The organism is Paraglaciecola sp. (assembly GCF_039943935.1).
GTDB lineage: Bacteria > Pseudomonadota > Gammaproteobacteria > Enterobacterales > Alteromonadaceae > Paraglaciecola.
This window is the reverse complement of sequence record NZ_JBDUZQ010000021.1, coordinates 320,215-341,913: the sequence shown is the minus strand read 5'-3', so window position 1 is coordinate 341,913 and position 21,699 is coordinate 320,215. Positions and strand designations below refer to the sequence as shown.

The window sequence follows — 21,699 nt, the reverse complement described above, 5'->3', positions numbered from 1 at the left end:
TTAGGCTCCCCCTTCAATTGCTGTTGTAGAGATGGGCATACTATTTAGCGCGTGGTATTTTTGAGTCATTTTGCTATACACAACGAGTAACAATGTGCCTAAAAATAACATAGTTAAGTCGACTGACACCGACACATAGTGCTGGGTATCAAATACATTGAATACATGACTGCCTGTTAGCAGTGCGTCGAGTGGCATAATGAGTACCATCAACAGGCCACTTCCCAAGACTATGGCTTTTAAAGCCAAAGCTTGGTTGATGATAAATGGCAGTATTAGGGCCCCAAACCAGATACCAAAAAACGTAATGAATATCATATCTGTATGGTCTTTGTTGGGCATCGCTTTATCGAATAGTAATTGGGCTATGAACAAGGCTACGGTTGCTAAAACCACTCCGCCACAGCTTCCAATAAGTAGCTTATTAAAGTTCTGGTAGGTACGTTTACTATGTGTGGGGTTTTGAGCGTTTAAGCCACGCTCAATCCACAGCATTAATCCAGTAATTGGCACCAAAGCAGTAGATAACCCCAGTATTGCCCAAATACTTTTTACCAATAAGCCTCCAAAGTTTCCAAAGTGCAGTGGGAACATGGCATCCAGTATCTTACCCGTGATACCTTCTAAACGGCCAAAGTTGGCTTGTGTGCGAATATATTCAGCAGTAGCACCATGGTAAACTAAGGTTTCACCTCCTAGCTGATCACTGCCATCACCAGAAATATAAACCAGTGCATTTTGATCGCCGTATCCCATAATGGACACATTATCGAAGGTTAAGTCTGGCCTTTGTTGAATGCTAATATCTATGATGTCAGCAAGCTTTGTTGGTTGGGCAACATTGGCAATGATAGGGGCTTTTATCGCGGTGAAGGTTTCAAGTAGCTTTTCTTGATCGCCGTTGAAACCTACATAAGCCGCTGCAGGGACCAAAATAACAGTGGCTAACCCTAAAAATGCGCCGGTAAATGCGATAACAGAATGAAACAAAACAGCCCAAACACTCATGACTTTATGGCCATCGTTTAACATAAGCGAAAATGTCTTGGATATTCGAAAGGTAAATAATTGCGCTAGAATCTTTCTATGGATAAATAGCCCAGTAACAATGGATACCATTAAAGTCAGTCCAAGCAACCCAGTTAGAATAAATCCTAGCGGCCTACCTAAATGTAAATCAGCATGAAAATGAGCAAGGAAAGTAGACATGTCATATTTTTCTATATTGAAAAATGTTTCCATGTCATTTTCGGTGACTAAGCTCCAGTTGAGTGGGTGAAATTCATACACTGTCCCTTTGTGCTCTTCACCGCCGTTTGGCGTGTCAAAATGACCTTCGTAAATCACTCTTGCAGTTTCTGAATTTCGTGTGCTTGGCAGGCGAATATGTACTTCTTCTAGATAGTCAGGCCCGACCTTTTGAGCGTATTGTTCAATTGTGTTTGCTATTTTGTGGGATTGAATAGGGATTTCTGCTCTAATTTCTTCGTTCGCCCATATTTTTAATTCAGGACGAGTAAACACTGCCACTGCACCGGTAAATGCGATAACAAATAATAATATCCCGGTGATTAGTCCTACCCAAGAGTGAAGTGTATAGAGCTTTTTAATTGTGATGCTTTTCATTTTTGGGTTACTCCCCGCTTAACGCAAAGTAAATGCACGCTATGTGAATGAGAATTAAAGAAGCCATCACCAACCAAACTTTGGTGATAGATTTTGCCATATAGCTATAGATGAATAGGGCGGTCCATATAAATGGGAAAAACAGAGTTGGAAGTCCAATGGCATCGTTTTTGTGCAAGGGCAGGTAAGTCGCCATGCCTGGGATCATCACAACTGATGTGACTAAAGTGAGAACAATCGCCAAAAAAGTGCGGTTTTTAAATCCATTAAAAGTAGTATTTTTACGGTCCATAGGAGAATTACAAGTATTAACTATTAATACGGCAAAATACCTTATGTTGAAGTGTAATGCAAATAGCAATCATTACTATTGTTGTTGATAATGGTTATCATTTGGTGTTAAATTGCACCAAAATTGCCAATACAAAACTATGGAAAAGTAATGAGAATAAAGAGATTAACACTAGGGATTAATGCTGCACTTTTAGCAGTTTCCTGTAATGCTTTAGCTGATGAGCCTGTGAATTTAGAAAAAATTATAGTGACTGGGCAAAAAATTGATAGAACGCTTAAAGAAACACCAAATAGTGTAGTTGTGGTCACGACTGCGCAATTAGAAAATCAGAATGCACAAAATATTACTGATGTATTTACGGGTATGGCAAACGTTACAGGAGAGATAGGTCAAGGGTTTAATATTAGAGGCATTGATGCATTTAATGTGTCTGGTGGTGGTAATAGTTATCTTATGACTATGTATTTAGATGGTGCACCATTACCTTATCGCGTTGCAAACAGTGGTGCGGTTCCTGTTTGGGATTTGAGTCAAGTAGAAGTCTTTCGAGGTCCACAATCAACCCTTCAAGGGCGTAATGCTTTAGCGGGAGCGGTACATTTAAGAACTCAAGATCCAAGCTATGACTGGCAAGGTAAAGCTAAGTTAACGCTTGGGAATCTGGGCCAAAAAGAATATGCATTTGCTGGTGGCGGTGCGTTAATTGATGACATGTTGGCGTTTAGAGTGTCAATAGAAGATAAAACTCTAGACGGCGATATAGATAATATTACCCGAAATGAAGAGTCAAACTATGAAGAGTCTTCAACTATTCGCGGCAAGTTACTTTTTCAACCAACCGATGACATAACAGCTTTACTTACCCTGACGAATACCGAAAGTGGGTTAGGGCCGCAGTGGGCTACATTTAATTACGGGGAGTCCGTTTACGACCGAGAAACTTGGTATAACTCAGATATTTGGTCAAGAACAGACACCGATATAACTACGTTAGAAGTCACCTGGGATATCTCAGATGCACTTTCTTTAGTGACAGTGTTAACTACAAACGAATCTGAATATGGATACAACTGGGATGGCGATTTAACTGCTGAGCAATTAGTTGCAGATAATGAATATACACGTTTAGATAAAACAAATAGCCAAGAGCTACGTTTGACTTATGACGGTGATAAATTAGAAGCAGTAGTGGGGCTTTACGCATCACAGTTAGCGGTATCTGATTTAGCAACGGGTGAACGCTACATTGGGCTAGAAAACGCAGTAGGTGTGGACTTCCCAACTGCGGTAGTGGGCTTTTTAATGCAAAATGGCTTTGACCTAGCTACCTCTACAGCCCTTGCAGGGCAAGTTGTTCCACTTTACCCTGATATTGATCCTATTGTTTTATCGTTAAACGCCAGCCTTGCTCAAGATGTTGATTCCATATCTCTGTTCTCAGATGTTAAATACTCACTGACCGATTCAATCGATATACTCGCTGGACTGCGTTTTGACAATGAAGAGCAGACTAATGCATCAGATACCATTTACCTCATTAACAACGCTATGCCAGACCCAAGTGTATTTGACGCGCAAACAGGACAGCTTGTCAGTGGAATTAATGCTTATTTGACCAGCTTTGCTGACGCAGCTTCGGGGATTGAGCCTCCATCTTCAGCAGACTTCGATGCGTTTTTGCCGAAGTTAGGTGTTAGTTATCATATAAATGACAACATAACCGCGAGTTTAATTTATCAGAAGGGTTACCGCTCTGGTGGTGTAGGAACCAATACTGCTGACAATTACTTGTATACTTATGATGCAGAATATACCGATAACCTTGAGCTTTCTTACCGCTCAGTATGGCTAGAAGGGAGCTTGATGTTAAATGCCAATGCCTTCTATACAAAATGGACAGACCAACAAGTTCAGAACCAATTGTCTATCCGTCAGTATGATGTAGTGACTCAAAATGCCGGTGAGTCTGAAGTTAGAGGATTTGAGCTTGAAGCATATTATTATCCTAACAATCGTTTGTCGGTTAACGCGGGGTTAGGATACGCAGAGTCAGAATTTGTAGACTTTACTTACACTATTGCGGGAACGGGTATAGAGAGAGACTTATCTGGGCGTTCTTTTGCTGACGCGCCAAAGTGGACTGCCAACCTAGCCGTAGAATATGAATTTGAATCAGGTGTGTTTACTAACATCAATGCCAGCTATCAAGATAAATCAACAGCTTATTTAGATCCGGAGCGCTCATTAGGAGTAGAGAATTTTGATCCTACAAATGATGGCAGGATGCTAATTAACGCTCAAGCAGGGTACGACTTTGGCTCGTTTTTGGTGAGAGTAGATGTGCGAAACTTGTTAGACGAAGAATACATTAGCCAGTACTTCTCTGATGCTCAAGACTCAGATGCAGTTGACGCCTACGGAGATCATCAACTAGGCCGCTCACGCCAGATAAGCCTGAGCTTGCAGGCTAAATTCTAATTGCATTGAGGGGCACAGATAGCCCCTTTATAACAACATCATTTTAGTTAAATTAACAGTAGACAAAAAATTAGATTGGTTATAAATTGATCAATCACGATTTTTCAATTCGTGAAGAATATAGAGAGTTTATAGTTCAAAATTTTCTTTTATTTTTTCACTAATAAAGTGAACGCGGTATCTAAAAGAATGGATTTTATTTAAAAGGATATGGTAATGATTAAACGTGTTCACTTCTTAAAATTAGCTTGTGTGGTTCCCTTAGGTTTTTTAGTTGCATGTGGTGGCTCATCTAATAAGGATTCCTCAAATTCGGTGGCAACCGCCGAAGGTATATTTATTGATAGCCCTGTCGAGGGCTTAAGCTATGTATCGGGGGATATTGAAGGTACAACCGATGCTAATGGTGTTTTTACCTATGAGGTGGGGGAGGAGATCACTTTTAGTATCGGGGATATCGTAATTGGAAGTGCCACAGGGGCTGCAACAATAACTCCTCTATCATTAGTTGGTGGGGCGCTAGACGAGACAGACCCTACCGTTGTTAACATTGCTACATTTTTACAAACATTAGACGATGATGGTGATCCGGAAAATGGCATTACTATTACTGAGATGCAGCTTACTGAAGCAACTGCCCTAACCATTAACTTTGAACTCAGTACTTTTGACTTTGAATATGATGCAGCTGTGCAAACAGCTGTTAGTCTTTTGACCTCTGTAAGTAATGCTGGCCCACGGGCACTTATTTCTGCCGAAGATGCGTTGACCCACCTACAAGTTAGCCTTGGAATTGAAGTCGAAGATGATGTCGTAGAAGATGACGTCGTAGAAGATGACGTCGTAGAGGATGATGTCGTAGAGGATGATGTCGTAGAAGATGACGTCGTAGAAGATGATGTCGTAGTTGATGATGTCGTAGAAGACGATGTTGTAGAAGATGATGTAGTAGAAGATGATGGTGATTACGGAAGCATTGCCATTTCTGGTAGCGACGCAGCTACCATAGGTTCTCCATTAGTTGTTGGGTCCGCTGTTTATGGGCGCGATGACCTAACCAATTTAGAGACCTCTGTGGTCATGACAAGTATGGGTATTACACTAGGTGAAAGGGGTGATAACGTTCTCTTTGATTTCGCCACGGCTACTGATGGGTTTATAATTGTGGTGGGTGATTTATCACTATTCGGTGGCGGTATCGTTATCTCGATGACTATTGTGAAAGACTCAATAGAATACGACTATGTTTGTGATGTCTGCAACACTATTATAGATTTAGAAAACCAAACTGTGACATTTAACGATGCGGTTGTAGATTACGATAGCAATCCTTCTTTAACGCTAAATGGTACTGTCAATTGGGAATATGAGTAGAGTGTTATTGCCCATTCAAGTTTGGTTGAGTGGGCAATATCCACCTGATGAATAATTAACTTAAGCAAAGTCGATCAATCAAACCAGTACGTTAACCGCTGGTTTGATTTAATCATCTACTCTTTAAGTCCTGAAAACTAACTAGGTAAGTTCACAAGCTACCTAGGTTTCCCGCTTTTTATTTTTATTAAATGCTATGTTAATGACTTGATGCAAAGGCCAGGTGTTCATAGCCTCAAATATTTGGATGGCACTACAGCTATTAACTAGTAGTTAACATTAAACTTTAAAGTCTTGAGTTTTATTTACTGTTGTATTACAAGTGGTTGATTACTCTGCCAATATTTTTGGGCGTTGCACAATAAAAATACAATAATTATCGTGTTTTTGTTTAGGCTAAGTGGTATGTTTAATTTCTATTAGTGTAGTTAAAACCAAGCTTTATTTATCAAACTTAACTCACTATGTTGGAGTGGAGATTCGCTTGAACAAGGGATATACAAGTGGCCAAAAGTAGTAATATAAAAGAAGAAGCCGCCATTAAAAAACTGATTAGTAGAATGCCAAATTCTGTTGCTAATAGTTTTACTGAAGATCAATTACTTCATCTAAAGATTGCTTTAGGCGCTCGCAAATGGGGCAAACACAAAATAGATATTCGTGGCACCTTCCCGTTTCCTTTTGTACGCAGTAAAATTTACTATGTGTTTCTCATTGGTAAAAACCATAGAGAGCTTTCTCGTAATGAAAAAGCCGTTTCAGCATTTACCTTCACTCTACTAAGCAGCATCTTCATACTTTTTTGTATCCTATTAGGTTTACTCATTTTATATCTAATTAAATCAGCGCTAGGTATTAATTTGTTTGAAAACTTTTCTTTAGGAATTTGGAGTTGGTTTAAAAGTGTGTTTCGTTAGAGGCAAATAGAAGTTTTCTGATTGAATTAAATCAGCGTTATTAATCTGCTGTCCTAAAGCCTGACCGTGAAAATACTGTTGCGTTTTGAGTTAAATCACGCAGAAATTGAACCTTACGGAATTGTTTGTTAGGAATAGAATAAAGATACAAAGCTACTTTAATTGAGATCTTATAAAGTACATATTTAAAGCATCTTTATGAGTGACGTTTTGGTATATATGAGGTAGCTTAGAGTTAAATATTATTACTTCTTTAGTTTGTAATATCTAATCGCTATCTTGTTAATTTTTAATGAATTAAGTGCGGGTAATGTATTTCTTAGGTATTTGAAATTTGGAGAAGCTAAAGCTCAAGGTAATTTAGGATGAGTTTAGAGGGATGAAGTGATGGTATTTCAAATAACCAGAATATTTAAAAAAAACAAGTTACTCCTATTCTTCGGGAGTTGTTTAATATTGCTTAATTGTTCTGTTTTCAGTCAAGAAGTAGGGTTTGATACTAATGCAAAAGTAACTTACTTACACGATAGCAATATCTTTAAAACTAATAATAGTGTTGGCGATAGCATTTTGTCCGTAGAGCCTACAGTCGGTTATGTCAACTCAGATGGCGTATCTAAGTTACAAGCTTCATATCAAGGTAGTTACAGCTATTTTAAAGAATACAGTGATTTAAGTTTCTCCGAGCACAATATCTTTTTAAAACATTCATTAGTTCATAGTTATGCTTTCAGTAGTGAAATTAACCTTAATTATTTGAGTGAAATAGAGCTACCAGAAGAAAATAATGCGTTAGCTATACAAGTAAGCGAGTTTACCCAGCGCAGTGGTTTTGATATATCGGCAAAATTATTATATGGAACAGTCAATAGTACAGGCCAGCTCATTGCGAGTTATGTGCATCAGGAACTGGAATATGATAATAACGGCCAAGAGTTTAGAAGTTATAAAAAAGATTCATTAGATGGCACGTTTTTATATCGAATTTCACCAGTAACCCGATTACTTTTAGAAACAGGGCAATCTAAACTCAAGTCTACAAATAACTTAATTATTGATAGGTCAAGTACTGACAGTATATATTTGGCTGGCGTTGAATGGAGCTTAACTGATACGACGACTAACTCATTTAAAGTAGGTTATGAAAAGGTAAATTATGACATAGAAAGCTTGGTTGATCTGTCTGCTTTGTCTTACAACTTAGATATGAATTGGAAGCCAAGTACCTATTCTTTATTAAAGCTCGGTGCTAGTCGTTCAGTTAGAGAAAGTGCCGTTCAATCCATAGGTGGGTTTATTGGAACTGATTATAACATTGGTTTGGAATATGACTTTACTAATGATATCAAGTTTAACGTTAATTACTCTTTTGCTAAAAGTGACTTTGATGACTCTTTGGCTCGAAAAGACGAAGTACAAACCTATTCTGCACAACTAAGCTACAAGCTTAATTATTGGTTACAGCTGATTGCTGAAGGCATAGTCAATAAAAGAAGTTCTAGCTTTGAAATATATAATTATGATGCCTCTATTTTAGGTTTGAGTGTGTCTGTTTCATTTGATTAGACAAAGTATTTAAATTAGTTACAAAATAACAAAATAACAAAATAACAAAATAAGGGATTTACAGTGTATAGATATTGGTTCTCGATATTATTTTTAATCTTTAGTTTTAGCCTATTTGCGCAAGAGTCCTATGTATTAGGGGCCGGCGATAAAGTGTCAATTAAAGTGTTTGGTCAAGATGATCTTGCCATTGAAACTTTACTTAGTAACAGTGGGAATATTAATTATCCATTTTTAGGAGAAGTTACCCTTGCAGGCTTAACGATTAAACAAGTTGAACAACTTATAGAGAAGGGACTAAAAGGAGATTATTTGATTAGCCCTAACGTATCTGTTCAGGTTGTTGAGCACAGGCCTTTTTATATCCATGGAGAAGTTAAAACACCAGGTGGCTACCCTTACCAACCTGATATGACAGTTAATCAAGCAGTAGCATTAGCTGGTGGGTTAACCGAGCGAGCAGATACAGATAAAATATCTTTGTTCAAAGAAGGAGATAAAGCTAACAAGCAACAAGCAACCCTAAATTACAAGGTAAATGCTGGCGATACTGTTGTCATTGAACGACGATTTTTTTAAAAGGATTTGATTATGAATACACAAGAAAAGCTAAATAATACACATCTATCCATAGACACGGCAGCTAACATCAAAAATAGCGCTGTTAATCACTTTTCTAGTGAGATTATTGATTTATCTCAATACATAGCATCCATAAATAAATTTAAATGGCGAATTTTTTTCTTTGCCTGCTTCATTGCATTAGTTGCAGCATATGTCTCTACCACTGTAACGCCCATTTACCGGGCAACCGCTACTATATTAATTGAGGCTGACCAAGCAAAAGCGGTATCTTTTGAGGAAATCTACGGTCTAGACTCTAATCGTAAAGAGTATTACGCTACTCAATTTGAGATCTTAAAATCTAGAGGCATAGCCGAAACCGTTGTTCAAAGATTAAATTTAAAAGATCACCCTGACTTTATAGGTAAGCCTTCTTTTGTAAAAGGTTTAGTAGCAGATCTAAAGAGTTTACTGCCAGTTAATACTGGTGAAACCAAATCTACCTTGTCTATTGCTGAGCAAGAAGAAATGGCTTTACAATCACTCGTCGCAGCATTTTTGGGGCGTTTAACTGTCACGCCTGTGTATACAACTCAGTTGGTGAATATTTCTTACGAAAGTAGTGATGCAAAGTTAGCGGCATTAGTGGCTAATACGGTAGGGGAAGTTTATATTGAACAAAACCTTGCAGCTAAAATGGGTATGTCTCAAAAAGCTACTGGCTGGTTAACTACAAGGCTATCTGACTTGCGCATACAACTAGATGCCTCTGAAGAAAAGCTTCAACAATACCGCGAGCGTGAAAATCTAGTTGATGTGTCAGGTGTATTAGGGCTAGTGTCTAATGAGCTTGAACAAACATCACAACAATTAGTGGTGGCCCGTTTAGAGCGTAACAAGTTGTTAAGTATCGTAAGGGTCATTAATGAGTATGGCCGTGATAATATTGAATTGCTGAGTTCAATTAATGAAATAACCTCACACAGTGCAATTCAAAACATAAAGCAAACCTTAGTAGATGTTGAGCGTAAAGTGTCTGAGTTAAGCCAAGTGTATGGGCCTAAACACCCCAAAATGATATCTGCTCAAGCAGAATATGCAACGGTACAAGAAAACCTTACTAATCAGATCCGCCGACTTGTAACGGGAGTAGAAAAAGAGCTGACCACAAGTGAGAGAAATATAGCGGCCCTAGAGCAGGAATTAGTGCAGTTAAAGTCTAAATATCAAGAAATTACCACTAAAGAATACGAGTACAAAAAGCTGTCTCGTGAAGTAGAAACAAACAGTGAAATTTACGATACCTTTTTATCGCGATCTAAAGAAACAGAAGTAACCAGTGACTTTGATGCAGCTGTTGCTAGGTTCACAGACCGAGCCTTTAGGGCTGCTAACCCCATAAAACCAAACAAACCTTTGATTGTAATGATGGCGTTTATGGCAACCTTAGTCTTTGGGGTTGTTTGCGCTTTTGTAGTTGAGTCAGCAAATAATACTTTTAAGAGCGCAATACAGGTTGAGAACAAGTTGTCACAACCAATATTAGGCTTGTTACCTTTGGTCGCCCTAAAGAAAAAAGTGGAGTTAGCCGTGCATTATTTCTTTGATGACAGTGGCAAAATGTTCTCTGAGTCGATGCGAACAATTCGGTCAAGCTTTTTGTTGAAAAATGCAGACCAAAATATTCAAACCATTGAGGTAACATCGTCTTTACCTAGTGAAGGAAAAACAACCGTTGCAATTAATTTAGCGTTTGCTCTAGCACAGGTTGAGCGAACTATTTTAATTGATGCTGATATGCGAAAACCGAGTGTAGGGAAGAAGTTTGGTCTTCCTTCTTATCACCCAGGGTTATCCAATTTAATAGCAGGCACTGCTGATTTAACTAAATGTATATTTGAAGATGAGTTATCTGGGTTAAGTGTTATCCCTTGTGGTCAGCTTTCACCTGGGCCGTTAGAGTTACTATCTTCAAATGAGTTTTCTCAAGTGTTAAATGAATTAAAACAGTCTTTCGATAGAATTATTATTGATTCTCCTCCGGTACAGGTTGTAAGCGACCCATTAATTATTGCTCAGCAGGTTGACTCGGTTGTGTTTGTAGTAAAAGCAGAAAGCACTAAAACCAATGTCGCTCAAAAAGCATTAGGGCGATTGGTGCAGGCCAATGCAAAAGTTGCAGGTGTGGTATTGAATCAAGCTAACGTTAAAAATATGAAGTCAGATGAATATCAAGGTTACTACAATGATTATATATATGGCACATCTGAGCCAGAGAATATAGGGCGAAAACCAGAAGTCTAGTTTTTATTGGTAAAGAGTAAATTAAAAGGGGGCTTTTATGTTGACACTCTTAGACCAAGCCTCGGGCATATTTAACGCCCCAACGGCCTTTACCATACAACGCATAGCAGTACCTGCTTGTTTTGCTTTTAGTGTGTAAGTACTTTTTGATGAATAGGTGAGTGGGTAGCCATCTGAGAACCAATAGTAACGAACATCCTTGATGTTCTGTAGGTTGTCTTGACAAGTTAAAGTGCTACCAACTTGTAACTCGCCTGTGATCTCAGGTCTTGCTTGAAAGGGCGGATGAAAGCTGTTGATTTGCTCTTTTTTTTGTAAGACCTCTATAAAGTCGACAATAAATGGTTGCTCTGTAGTAGGCTCTTTATTTGCTTTTTTGAGTGCGTAATCTAATTGAATGTCTAAGCGTTCAAGATAGGTTGGAGCTGTTTTGCTCCGGCCAACTTCTACCCAATGTTCTTGGCCTGCGTCATCTTTAACGGTCACGTTGATATAGGTTAACTCATTATCAACCACAAATTCCCATGTGTGAAATTGACCGTCCCAAAAATATAAGCCCCCTTTAATATTGGACTTTTCTTCTGTTAATTCGCCGCCATATACTTTGTAAGATTTATAGCTATTACTATTTTTAGCAAAAATATTATTTTTAAAGTGGCTGTAATGTACGTGACTTGCTATTCCATTCAACCACTGGCTGTTTTTGCCATCGAACTCAAACCAGTCTACTTCTATTCGGTTTGATGTTCTCCAAAACAGCCATTCGGTTCCATAAGACCAAAATGCTGGCCATAAACCAGGTGATAGCTGACTTTGTGGGATTTTAGGAAATTTTGCGCGAATTCTAAAAACTTTAGGCCCTTCCCAGCTGTACCCATGCCCCATGTCGTTCACCGAATAAAAGGCACTGGCTAGCCAGCTTCTCCCCTTTTTAGCCAAAGATAGTGTTTGCTGTTTAATTTCTGCTTCATGCTTATAAACATTGGGGAAGGTGTTAGGGAGGGCCAGTTTAGCAGATGCCCCTACAGCCGTGTTAAAGCCCGGGGCTTGCCACAAATTACCTTCGTTAGTGAAACTCCGAGTTATACGGTTATTTCTAAAGTCGTCGTAAAACACCCTTTCAAAGCTATCTGTATTTATTGGTTTTTTACCGGCATTACTTAACTTAAAGCCTGTATCTTTGAGGGATTTTCCCCAATCGCTCCAAGTTTTGTCGTCATGGGTGTAACGGTGAGGGTGATCTTCTGCATCAATTACTGGGGCTTGAGCATAGTAGGGGTGGTTTTTAGGCAGTTTAGATTGAAAACCTAATCTCTGGGCGGCCCAGCCTGTTAGTTTTTTAACCATGGTTTCTGAAGGCTCAGTTGTGCCTATCAATAAAGCATCTAGTGCCCATTTACTGTTTCTACTGCTGTTACTACCAATAAAGGTTCGGCTTTTGGGTGAGCGAGGTGATGCGTAATAGTCACCTTGCTCAATAGGAATATTAACACCGTTTAGCGAAGCGTAAACCCTGCCATATCTTGTGCCCAACACCACTACATTCCATTGAATGCCGTCAGTAAAAAGGTGTTTAGAGGTGATTAGGCGTTTGTCTAAACCATGTTTAGCTTGCCCTAAGTATTGAATATTTAAACCTGTCTTTTTATTAAACCAAATTTTAGGAGATGATTGCCCAGCTGAATTACCTTGGTTGACGTCTAGTAATACTGTGGTATTTGAGGATCCAGTATTACTATCTATGCGAAATGTCATTAGGTACCAACGGTAATTCCAACGAGCATCCTGTTGACCATTAGATGTTAAAAATTCTCCAGAGTTGGCTAAAAACTCGATGCCATCTTTGTTGCTGATTTTTTGAGGTTGTGCCTGATTCTGATTTTGAGTGAAATCAACATCGCTTACTGTGCCACGACTACCTATATGAGCGACTTTCCCTAAACTTACATCTTCTTGAAAGTACGAGGCTGATATCCACTCTGGATAGATGTAAGGCGACCAAGGTATTTTGATGTTACTCGCAACAATTTTTTCGCTGTTGGCAATTTGAGAAAGTGGGTCTCGGCCTTTTGTTTGTTCTAAAATTGTTACTTTGCCGTCATTATTAGCATCGTAGTTAGCTTTTGTCTCAGGGCTTATCTTTTGAAGTTGCATAAGTAATTTTTTACGTTCAAATTCATCATATAGCACATCTTCATTTCTACTATTAAAGCTGGTGGAGTCTGAATTTAGACTGTTTTGTAATTCTGAAGCATATGCCTCTTTGATTGGGAAAAAATTTTGGGGAACGCTGCCAATCAATATCGCTGACATTAAACTGTATACTTTCATAATGTATCTAAAGTTCAATTTTAATATGTTAGAACAGTCTATGAATATTATAAAAGCATGCATAAACTTTTTATTTAAAAAGTATCTTCGAATATTTCGTTAAAGGTACCTCGATCAATTTATAAACAATACCGCCAATTATTAATGAGGAGACAGTTAGAAATGTTAAATAGAAATAAAGGTGGAACTGGCCTAAAAAAGTTAAAAAAATCTTATTTAGTAAAACTAAACTAAATGTGTGTGAAAGATATAGGGAGTATGAGGAGTCACCTAAAAAGCCTAAAAGATTGTTAATTATTGGACTGATATACCTATCAATTATTGGGTTTAACCAAAGTCCACATTGAAATAAAAACCACATAATTAATCCATACTCTAGTACACGTCCTCCCAAAAACACGGTAATCGATAATAAAAGCAAAACCATAATGGTTGTTTGTTTCCATAAAAGTTTATTTGCTGTGTATATTTGGAAAGAAATAACTCCCATTGCAAACTCTAAGAGAAAGGTATCAAAAAGGAAATTGTTAATTAAAGTATTACCTACAATGGGTAATATACATAAAATTATAAATAACCACTTAAGTTGCAACTTAAGTAGACAAATAATAGAAAATAGAAAATAAAAGTAAAATTCATAGGATAACGTCCACCCATTTTGGACGAGGTATTTCTCGTTGGTTGGAATGAGAAAAATAGACTGTAATATCTTAGTTTCTCCGCCGCTACTGTTAACAAGTGATGGTAGAGTAATATAGGCAATAAGTGCGAAAAAAGTAAAAAACCAATATAAAGGAATAATTCGTATAATCCTGGCTTTGATGAACTTTGGGAAGTTAAATTCCTTGTTATTACATACATAACAAATAATAAAACCAGAAATTATAAAAAATAAGTCAACTCCAGATTGCCCAAAATATAGGATTTGAGCATCACTAAAGTTATTTTGAACAGCTTTAATTGTTGAGTGATAAAACACAACTAAAATTGCTGCTAGACCACGTAAATATTGAATTGATTTAATCATTATTAATAAACAAATATGGATTTAAGAAAGAAAATAAATAGATAAGAAGTACAGCTTGTCCATCAGCCATAAATGTTATGACGAACAGGCAATAGCAATTAAATAGAATCAAGTTATTGGAGAAAGCGTTGGAGAATTTGTTGCTTAAAAAGTGTACTAAAGGAATGCCGAAAAGTATTAACGACCCTATTAACCCATATTTTACTAAGTTATCTACATAAAAATTGTGAGCTCCGTTACCTAATCGTTTGTCAAAATAAAAACGTTGCATGTACTCTGTTATGTTATCTGCTCCTATTCCCAAAAAGAAATTGTCGTTGATAATATGGTAAGAATTAATTAATAAGTTTTCTCTGTGCATGTTAGATGTGTAATAGGTTAACTTTTCATCAATGAAATAATTGCTATAAATTTTTTCAGTTAAGAATTCTCCTGCTACATTCATTAAGTATGGTAAAAACACCAAACTACTTATTAAAATAATATAGGGGACTCCTTTTAATAAGGGCTTTGATTTTATTAACTTTACGCACCACAAGATAATTATAATGAGTAAAACCCCTAAGATACCCTTTCGTTCCATTGACATAAATAAAGGTATTAAACTTATAAAAAATAAAATGTAATGTTTTCTGCTTTTTAGTTGCTCGGCACCTAATAAAAGCAATACCGACAATAGCCCAAATGCATATTTACCATCACTGGCAAGTTTGTAGCGGGTAAACTGTCCTTGAGAAAAGTGTACAAGAATTGTAAATGCCGCCGAGATTGCTAAAAAGATTAATAGCCATTTAAAAAATAATTTACTGTCCCATTGTGTATAAGTTGATGCAATTACAATACAAGCGCATACCCAAAGAAGTTGGATGGTTTCTTTTATGGAGCTAGAGGTATTATTAAGCAGTAAGCCTTGCACTAAAATATATGTAACCATCATCCATAGCGGTAAATATTTTACCTGTAAAAATTTCAAATAAAATTTAGGGAAAATCAATAGTGTTAGCATTAACACAGATGCACATATTAGATCTGCAAGTCTTAAGGTTGCACCAAAAACCTTGTAACGAAACATAGATAAATAACAAGGTAAAATACTCGCGGATAAAATAATTAATAATCGCTTGTACCTAAGCATTTCAGTTGTCTCAGTGTAGATATCCTGAAAAGTAATATTCGCTCTCATTCTATAATCTCGTTGTACAAGCTACGATACATGGTTGCTGCTCTGCCAATAGAAAACATTTTTGCTTGTTCTACTGAGTATTGAGACATATTTGTGTAGAGTTGGTTTGACTCCAATATTTTAGATATCTTAGCTGCTAACTGCTCTTTGTCACCGACTTCAAATAAATATTTAGAGTCAATTACATTGTTTAATCCATCAACGTTTGTGGCAAAACAGGGGAGGCCTGCGGCCATTGCCTCTACTACTGCTAGCCCAAAACCTTCCCAATTGGATGACTGTACGTAAAGATCTAAAGAGTCTAAAAACGCAGGAATGTCGTTTACTTGTCCATAAAAGTGTACCTTGTCTTCTAGACCTATTGATTTTGCGGTATTTTGTAATTGATGTCTTAACTCGCCATCACCAGCAATATGTAGTTCACAATTAAAGGTGTTTAGTAATTTAAGACTATTGATTAATGTATCAATGTCTTTTTGGGGATGTAATCTACCAACCATCCCTATTTTAATTGAGTTGTTATGGCTAGGTGGTGCTTTGACTTTATTAGAAAAACGACTTAGGTCAATACCATTACATATAACTTGGGTTTTATCTTGAGGCCAGTTTAAATCTCTTAATAAGGCTGATTCGACTCCTTCTGATATACAGGCCGTCTTTCGGTACTTACGAAATAGAATGCTTTCTAGAGTTTTTACAAATAGTAAATCTCTACGTCGGTAGTGTGGATTATGCTCAGTCGCAACTATAGGAGTCTTAGTTAGCAAAGCGATATAAATTGATGGGAATAAATGTGCATGTACTAGATCTGCATTATTTAAACGCTTTATGACTCCAAACAGGCCTATGTCTCGCTTGTGGAAAACACTAATGCCTAATTTATCTAGTTCTTCGGTATACTCGTTTTCTCCTCTAGTTAGAATAACTTCAAATTTAAAATCGTCTTTTTGTAATGTCATTAAATCGACTAATAACCTCTGAACGCCACCTAGTCGCTGTAAGTCGTTTGTAATATGAATAATTTTTTTCATTTATTCATCTCACTTACTAACTCAATGGGGCACAGGTTTTCGCTATAGTCATTAATTTCTATTACTTTTTTAATTAATTTTGCAGGAATACCAGCCACTACCTCGTTATTGTCTACATTTTTGACTACAACGGCTCCAGCACCGATAACGGAGTTATCACCAATAGCAATATCACCCACAATATTGGAGTTTGGCCCTATATATACATTGTTACCAACATTAGCTGCCTTTCCATTATTGATGGCGCCGATAGAAGCAAACTGTAAAAGGCTACAATTATTACCAATAACAGTTTTAGCATTAACGACTATATTGCCATGGGGAATGTAAAGGCCGTAACCAATCGGCACTTTAGGGCTTAATTGAACATTAACTTTTTTACCTAATCTGGCTTTTAGAAGTTTAAACAGCGATGCAAAAAAACGATTATTAACCTTGGCCAACCTTAAATACACTTGGAATCTAAAATAACTATTTTTCAAAAACAATTTTGCAAATGAGCTAAATGAACAATCAGAACTATATCGATATAAGTCTGTTTTTATTAGGTTCTTTATAGATAAGGGTTGAATCATGACATAGCCCCGATAACGCAGGTTAGTTTTGAAAATTTAAACTTAATATAGGTTACAGAACGTTTATTAAATTGTTTAAAAATAGGGGTAAATGTGGCGTTAATTACTTTGCACTTTTGAAAAAACAAGCGCCTATCTTTTGGATCTTTTATGGTAAAGCCTTTAAGACTAACCAATACTGAGTAGCGTACTACTTGCTCGACTACGGCGCTTTTAGATGTAAATAGGCCTATATTTGACTGAACCGCATTAATCATATTCAGTAATAAATTGGAGTAATTAGAGTTTCTCCCAGAGGTGGTAGACTCAGTTCGTTTGCGGTAAAAAACCAAGCAATTGGATAGAGAAATACTAGTTTTAGCTTTTGCAAAAGCCTCAATGTTATAGAAAATATCTTCGTATATTAGTCCTTCTGGAAAAGTGATATTTTTTACTAAGTCTTTCTTATACAGGCGAGTCCACACAAAAAAACCATTATAAAAAGGGTTCATTTTGCTTGATGGTAGTTGAGATGTAGTTGTTTCTATTGTGACAGGTAAAGTGCTCGTAAACTCGTTAAATTTAAACTCTATGATGTCGGCGGTAGCCGATGCAACGTAAGGTGATAAGGTTTCCCAATAGTGAGGTGCTATTGCATCGTCTGAATCAATAAAGCCTATGTAAACGCCTTGGGCTTTTTTTAATGCCACATTACGTGCAGCTGCTTGGCCCTGATTTTTGGTTTGCCGTAAAATAATGGATGTAAACTTAACTATAGTTTGGTTGTCTTTGATAAATTTTTCGCATAGCTCGATTGATTTTTCTGGGCAGCAATCATCCACAAATATAATTTCTACATCTTCGGTATTAACCCCTTGTAACAGGCTGTTCATTAAATCAGGTATATACTTTGTTACCTTGTAAACGGGGCAAATTAGAGATACTTTCACCGACATATCAGGCTTCCTGTCTCATATTCGCTTTGAGTTGCTCATTTATAATGCCGTATTCTTTTGCATAAGAGTCTAACATAACAGGCAAGGAGTATTGATGAGTATATATTTCGTATGCTGCTAGTCCGTGTTCAACAATGTTTTGTTTGTTATCTATGTATTGGGTCATTGCATTGTACATAACATCGATATCATGGATAGGGACTAAGTACCCTGATTTTTCTTGGTCTATTAACTCATTGCAGCCACCTACATCAGACGCTATGCAGGCTTTTTTACAGGCCATAGCTTCAATTATGCTGCGAGGTAAACCTTCCCAAAAACTTGATAATACAAATACGTCTGCTTCGATTAATTTATCTGCAAAGTTGCTAACAACACCACAAAAATTGATTATGCCATCAGGGATGTTAGCAAAATAGGATCTTACTTTTTCTTCGTTTTGTCCGTCGCCATAGATACTTAAGGTGAAGGGTTTATTTTCTTTATGTAGTTTGTGGCACGCCGCAGCTAAGGTGACATAGTCTTTTTGATCTTCAAAGCGTGCTGCCGTGATGAAATTTACTGGCCCGTCTGTTAATTTCCACCCCTCGCTAGTTTTACCAAGCATGCCATTTCTAATAACTAATACTTTTTTTTCTGAGACACCAATCCGCAAGTATTCATTTTTATCAAACTCACATACCCCTATTATTTTGGATGGTAAATAAGAAAGCGCCTTTTCTATTACTTGATATCTTTCAAATCCAACGTTTTCTGGGGTATTAACAAAGGGGACTCCGTGAGGCACATAGTAAGACTTTTTAAAAGTGAGCATAGCGGCAATGCGACCTAACGCGCCTATTTTGGCTGTATGCCAAGATACCACTTGCGGCTTTTCGGAGAGTATTAACCAAATTAATTTAAATAAAGAGCAAAAATCACTTAAAAAGCTAACTTCTCTTTTTAAGTTGGGCATGGCATATACCTTAAAACCCGCCGAGCGTAACTTTGTGATAGCTTCTCCATTGCCACCTAAGACATAAACAACTTCTGCCGCCTCTTCACGAAACTTCTCGCCAATTTGACAGATATGTTTGAAAGAGCCAGAAACAATTGTGTCTGAGCGTGTCATTCCTATTAAAACTTTCATGTTGCTACTCCCTTGCTTCGATTTTTATAGTTATATTTTTAGTATTTCTTAATTGGTAAATCTCATCTAAACGTTGTGGATAACGTCTTATATAGGTTTATATATTGCTCGGCTATCACTTCGACGGTAAAGTTTTTTGCTATTAGCTTTGTTGAAAAATCTTGGGCTTCACCTGTATCAGCTAAATACATTGCAATAGCTTGTTTTGCACTTTTGTAAATATCTTCAGCATCGAAACTTGCGGCAATGAATCCATTTTTGTTTGTGAAAATTGCATCGCTAGCTCCACTGACTGGGGTCGAAACTAAAATTTTACCTGTTAAAAGTGCTTCTAGTAGAGAGTTTGAAAACCCTTCTGCTTCTGAGGCGTTCACAAAAATATCGAACTGTTGGATAAACTCTACAGGGTTTGGAACTTCACCGTAAAAGGTCACTCGACTGTTTAGCTTGTTATCACTTATATAGTTTTTAGCTGGAGCCAATGCAGTACCGCTACCAATTAAATGAAAATGAACGTTTTCATAGTCTTTGGCTAAAAGCTTAAAAGATTGTAAAAGCACATCAATTTTTTTGATGCCCTCTAACCTGCCATGGTAAAAAAGGTTAATAGTTGAGTTTGTATTTTTAGTACAATTTATAGGTTTTGTTATTGTATTTTGGGTTAACTTTATATCGATACTATTAGGTATATTAATTATGTTTTTAAAGCCGAAGTCCTTACAGTTTTGCGCAATAACATCTGATATTGCAATGACAGTAGGATTGGTTTTTAGTACAAACGAAGCCATGGGAGGACCAATGATTTTTTTGGCTTTAAGAGCCGTGAAGTCCATAAACTGATTAGAATTACCAACTTTTATTAATATAGGCTTATTAAGTAGTCGTGCTATGCAGCAGCCTACAAATGCACCAAATTTACCTTGGTGGCAGTGAATAATATCAAAGTCTCTTTTATTTAAGGCAGCCCATATAATCACTCTGAATAGCCAATAAATTGAAAATGGCAGCCAGCGGCCAAGTAGATCCGGAGGGATTGGAGAATATAACCTTTCCACTTCGACATCATTAAGTGTTTCTTGCGCTTTTCCCGATAGCTTTTGACGCGAGGTTAATATTTTAACGGTTTGACCGCTAGCCTTAATACCTTTAGAGATTCGACCGCATTGTTTCTCGGCTCCCCCAAATACGTCGGGCATGTACTGACAGGTAAGCATTAAAATCTTCATTATTTAATATATCCTTTTAAATAACGGTTTAACCTTTTTTCTATAATAGAATATGTTAAGCAACCAAATACAACAGAGGTAAATGTAATTAGTAGCCAACTTACTAGAACAGGTATTTCATTTAAGAAAGGGATAGTGAGTTTGCTGACAACCCCACTTAAAACCATAATAGGAAACATGTGAAATAAATATATAGAATAGGACGCATCCCCCAAATAAATGAATACTGGATGGACTTTACTCTCGCGAATGGGCATATAAAAAACGGCAATGGCAAATAAAGAAATGGCAATCGGAGCTCTTGCTATTAAAGAGGGTAATTTCCATAACCAATCTGACAAGAAAAATATTGATAACCAAAGAAGTGCAAATGTAACAATAATAAGCATGTGCTTTTTTGATACTGTCCAACCAAGTAGATAAACACGAGCTAGCCAACCACCAATTACAAACTCAAATAGAACTGGATTTTCTAATAATTTAAAAATAGCAAGACGGGAGTCCAAGTAAGAAGAAATCAACCATAGAAAAAATATACTCCCTGTAATTAACTCTAACCGTTTAGTTTTAGTTATTAATAAAGTGGCGCCAAACAGGGTGTAAAATAAAATCTCGTAATTGAGGGTCCAACCAATTGGCAAGAATGGCACCAATCGCCCATCATAGTAATGTGGAACAAGTAATGCAGAGTAGAGTATATGTTGTAAGTCAAATACAGCTGATGTTCCTGGGATAAGGGCTATAACAACCATAAAAAAAATAGCAACAAACCAGATAGGATATATACGTACAATGCGCTTTTTAGCATAAAGCACTAAGTTGCTAGAATTTCTAGAAGCATAAAAAATGATAAAGCCAGAAAGTACAAAGAATATATCTACTCCTACAACCCCAATTTTTACAAATGGATTTTCTGATAGCCAAAAAATGTGCTCAGCCCCAAACTCAGAAGCGCGTTTGGTTATCAATCCGTGGGCATGGTAAAGAACCACAATAACTGCAGCGTAACCTCGAAGTAATTGTATTGTTTGTATTTTCAATTAAATATACACCTTATTGATAATAGCTAGAGATACTGTAATTAATTCATACAAAAACACGTGCCTAACCCATTTAATTAAAACTTCACTTTTGTATT

The 21,699-nt window shown here is 37.0% G+C and carries 16 protein-coding genes; 6 read left to right on the top strand and 10 right to left on the bottom strand.

Features of this window, described 5'->3' with window-relative positions; all coding sequences use genetic code 11:
• Both ABJD71_RS13565 and ABJD71_RS13560 read right to left on the bottom strand, forming a co-directional pair.
• Complete coding sequence (locus ABJD71_RS13565) at positions 1–1,626, bottom strand: PepSY-associated TM helix domain-containing protein (RefSeq protein WP_348170258.1); 1,626 nt, start codon at positions 1,624–1,626, stop codon at positions 1–3.
• 7 nt (positions 1,627–1,633) lie between these two features.
• Positions 1,634–1,918: a hypothetical protein gene (locus ABJD71_RS13560; RefSeq protein WP_348170256.1), complete on the bottom strand. Its 285-nt coding sequence runs from the start codon at positions 1,916–1,918 to the stop codon at positions 1,634–1,636.
• Between the two features lie 150 nt (positions 1,919–2,068).
• On the opposite strand from ABJD71_RS13560, the gene ABJD71_RS13555 reads away from it, so the two are divergent.
• The 6 genes from ABJD71_RS13555 to ABJD71_RS13530 all read left to right on the top strand — a co-directional run bounded on the left by ABJD71_RS13555 (position 2,069) and on the right by ABJD71_RS13530 (position 11,124).
• A complete protein-coding gene (locus ABJD71_RS13555) occupies positions 2,069–4,399 on the top strand; it encodes a TonB-dependent receptor (RefSeq protein ID WP_348170253.1) in 2,331 nt (776 codons plus the stop codon).
• Between the two features lie 216 nt (positions 4,400–4,615).
• Positions 4,616–5,773 (top strand): hypothetical protein, encoded by a 1,158-nt coding sequence (locus ABJD71_RS13550; RefSeq protein WP_348170250.1) that lies wholly within the window; start codon positions 4,616–4,618, stop codon positions 5,771–5,773.
• A 503-nt stretch (positions 5,774–6,276) separates the two neighbouring features.
• A complete protein-coding gene (locus tag ABJD71_RS13545; RefSeq protein WP_348170247.1) occupies positions 6,277–6,690 on the top strand; it encodes a 3-phosphoshikimate 1-carboxyvinyltransferase in 414 nt (137 codons plus the stop codon).
• 456 nt (positions 6,691–7,146) lie between these two features.
• Positions 7,147–8,256, top strand: coding sequence for an outer membrane beta-barrel protein (locus tag ABJD71_RS13540; protein ID WP_348170244.1), 1,110 nt, complete (start codon positions 7,147–7,149; stop codon positions 8,254–8,256).
• Between the two features lie 63 nt (positions 8,257–8,319).
• Positions 8,320–8,835, top strand: a complete 516-nt coding sequence (locus ABJD71_RS13535; RefSeq protein ID WP_348170241.1) for a polysaccharide biosynthesis/export family protein — start codon at positions 8,320–8,322, stop codon at positions 8,833–8,835.
• Between the two features lie 12 nt (positions 8,836–8,847).
• Positions 8,848–11,124 (top strand): polysaccharide biosynthesis tyrosine autokinase, encoded by a 2,277-nt coding sequence (locus tag ABJD71_RS13530; protein WP_348170238.1) that lies wholly within the window; start codon positions 8,848–8,850, stop codon positions 11,122–11,124.
• Positions 11,125–11,145: 21 nt separating this feature from the next.
• On the opposite strand, the gene ABJD71_RS13525 is transcribed toward ABJD71_RS13530, so the two are convergent.
• The 8 genes from ABJD71_RS13525 to ABJD71_RS13490 form a co-directional block, all read right to left on the bottom strand.
• A complete protein-coding gene (locus ABJD71_RS13525; protein WP_348170235.1) occupies positions 11,146–13,455 on the bottom strand; it encodes a hypothetical protein in 2,310 nt (769 codons plus the stop codon).
• 1,019 nt (positions 13,456–14,474) lie between these two features.
• Complete coding sequence (locus ABJD71_RS13520; RefSeq protein ID WP_348170506.1) at positions 14,475–15,488, bottom strand: O-antigen ligase family protein; 1,014 nt, start codon at positions 15,486–15,488, stop codon at positions 14,475–14,477.
• Positions 15,489–15,661: 173 nt separating this feature from the next.
• Entirely contained in the window at positions 15,662–16,696 is a 1,035-nt protein-coding gene (locus tag ABJD71_RS13515; RefSeq protein ID WP_348170232.1) for a glycosyltransferase, read from the bottom strand.
• A complete protein-coding gene (locus tag ABJD71_RS13510) occupies positions 16,693–17,271 on the bottom strand; it encodes a hypothetical protein (protein ID WP_348170229.1) in 579 nt (192 codons plus the stop codon). Before ABJD71_RS13510 ends, ABJD71_RS13515 begins: the two co-directional genes overlap by 4 nt.
• Positions 17,268–18,206, bottom strand: a complete 939-nt coding sequence (locus tag ABJD71_RS13505; protein ID WP_348170226.1) for a glycosyltransferase — start codon at positions 18,204–18,206, stop codon at positions 17,268–17,270. Before ABJD71_RS13505 ends, ABJD71_RS13510 begins: the two co-directional genes overlap by 4 nt.
• A 1-nt stretch (position 18,207) precedes the next feature.
• Entirely contained in the window at positions 18,208–19,335 is a 1,128-nt protein-coding gene (locus tag ABJD71_RS13500; protein ID WP_348170224.1) for a glycosyltransferase, read from the bottom strand.
• A 62-nt stretch (positions 19,336–19,397) separates the two neighbouring features.
• Entirely contained in the window at positions 19,398–20,561 is a 1,164-nt protein-coding gene (locus ABJD71_RS13495) for a glycosyltransferase family 4 protein (RefSeq protein ID WP_348170221.1), read from the bottom strand.
• Positions 20,561–21,601 carry an acyltransferase gene (locus tag ABJD71_RS13490; RefSeq protein ID WP_348170218.1) on the bottom strand — a complete coding sequence of 347 codons (1,041 nt, stop codon included), beginning with the start codon at positions 21,599–21,601 and terminating at the stop codon, positions 20,561–20,563. Before ABJD71_RS13490 ends, ABJD71_RS13495 begins: the two co-directional genes overlap by 1 nt.
• Positions 21,602–21,699: the final 98 nt, after the last annotated feature.

Bases quoted from the DNA above. Each gene is read 5' to 3' on its own strand.
- ABJD71_RS13565 (WP_348170258.1), bottom strand. From the start codon at position 1,626: ATGAAAAGCATCACAATTAAAAAGCTCTATACACTTCACTCTTGGGTA.
- ABJD71_RS13560 (WP_348170256.1), bottom strand. From the start codon at position 1,918: ATGGACCGTAAAAATACTACTTTTAATGGATTTAAAAACCGCACTTTT.
- ABJD71_RS13515 (WP_348170232.1), bottom strand. From the start codon at position 16,696: ATGAAAAAAATTATTCATATTACAAACGACTTACAGCGACTAGGTGGC.
- ABJD71_RS13550 (WP_348170250.1), top strand. From the start codon at position 4,616: ATGATTAAACGTGTTCACTTCTTAAAATTAGCTTGTGTGGTTCCCTTA.
- ABJD71_RS13520 (WP_348170506.1), bottom strand. From the start codon at position 15,488: ATGCTAACACTATTGATTTTCCCTAAATTTTATTTGAAATTTTTACAG.
- ABJD71_RS13525 (WP_348170235.1), bottom strand. From the start codon at position 13,455: ATGAAAGTATACAGTTTAATGTCAGCGATATTGATTGGCAGCGTTCCC.
- ABJD71_RS13495 (WP_348170221.1), bottom strand. From the start codon at position 20,561: ATGAAGATTTTAATGCTTACCTGTCAGTACATGCCCGACGTATTTGGG.
- ABJD71_RS13530 (WP_348170238.1), top strand. From the start codon at position 8,848: ATGAATACACAAGAAAAGCTAAATAATACACATCTATCCATAGACACG.
- ABJD71_RS13505 (WP_348170226.1), bottom strand. From the start codon at position 18,206: ATGTCGGTGAAAGTATCTCTAATTTGCCCCGTTTACAAGGTAACAAAG.
- ABJD71_RS13555 (WP_348170253.1), top strand. From the start codon at position 2,069: ATGAGAATAAAGAGATTAACACTAGGGATTAATGCTGCACTTTTAGCA.
- ABJD71_RS13500 (WP_348170224.1), bottom strand. From the start codon at position 19,335: ATGAAAGTTTTAATAGGAATGACACGCTCAGACACAATTGTTTCTGGC.
- ABJD71_RS13510 (WP_348170229.1), bottom strand. From the start codon at position 17,271: ATGATTCAACCCTTATCTATAAAGAACCTAATAAAAACAGACTTATAT.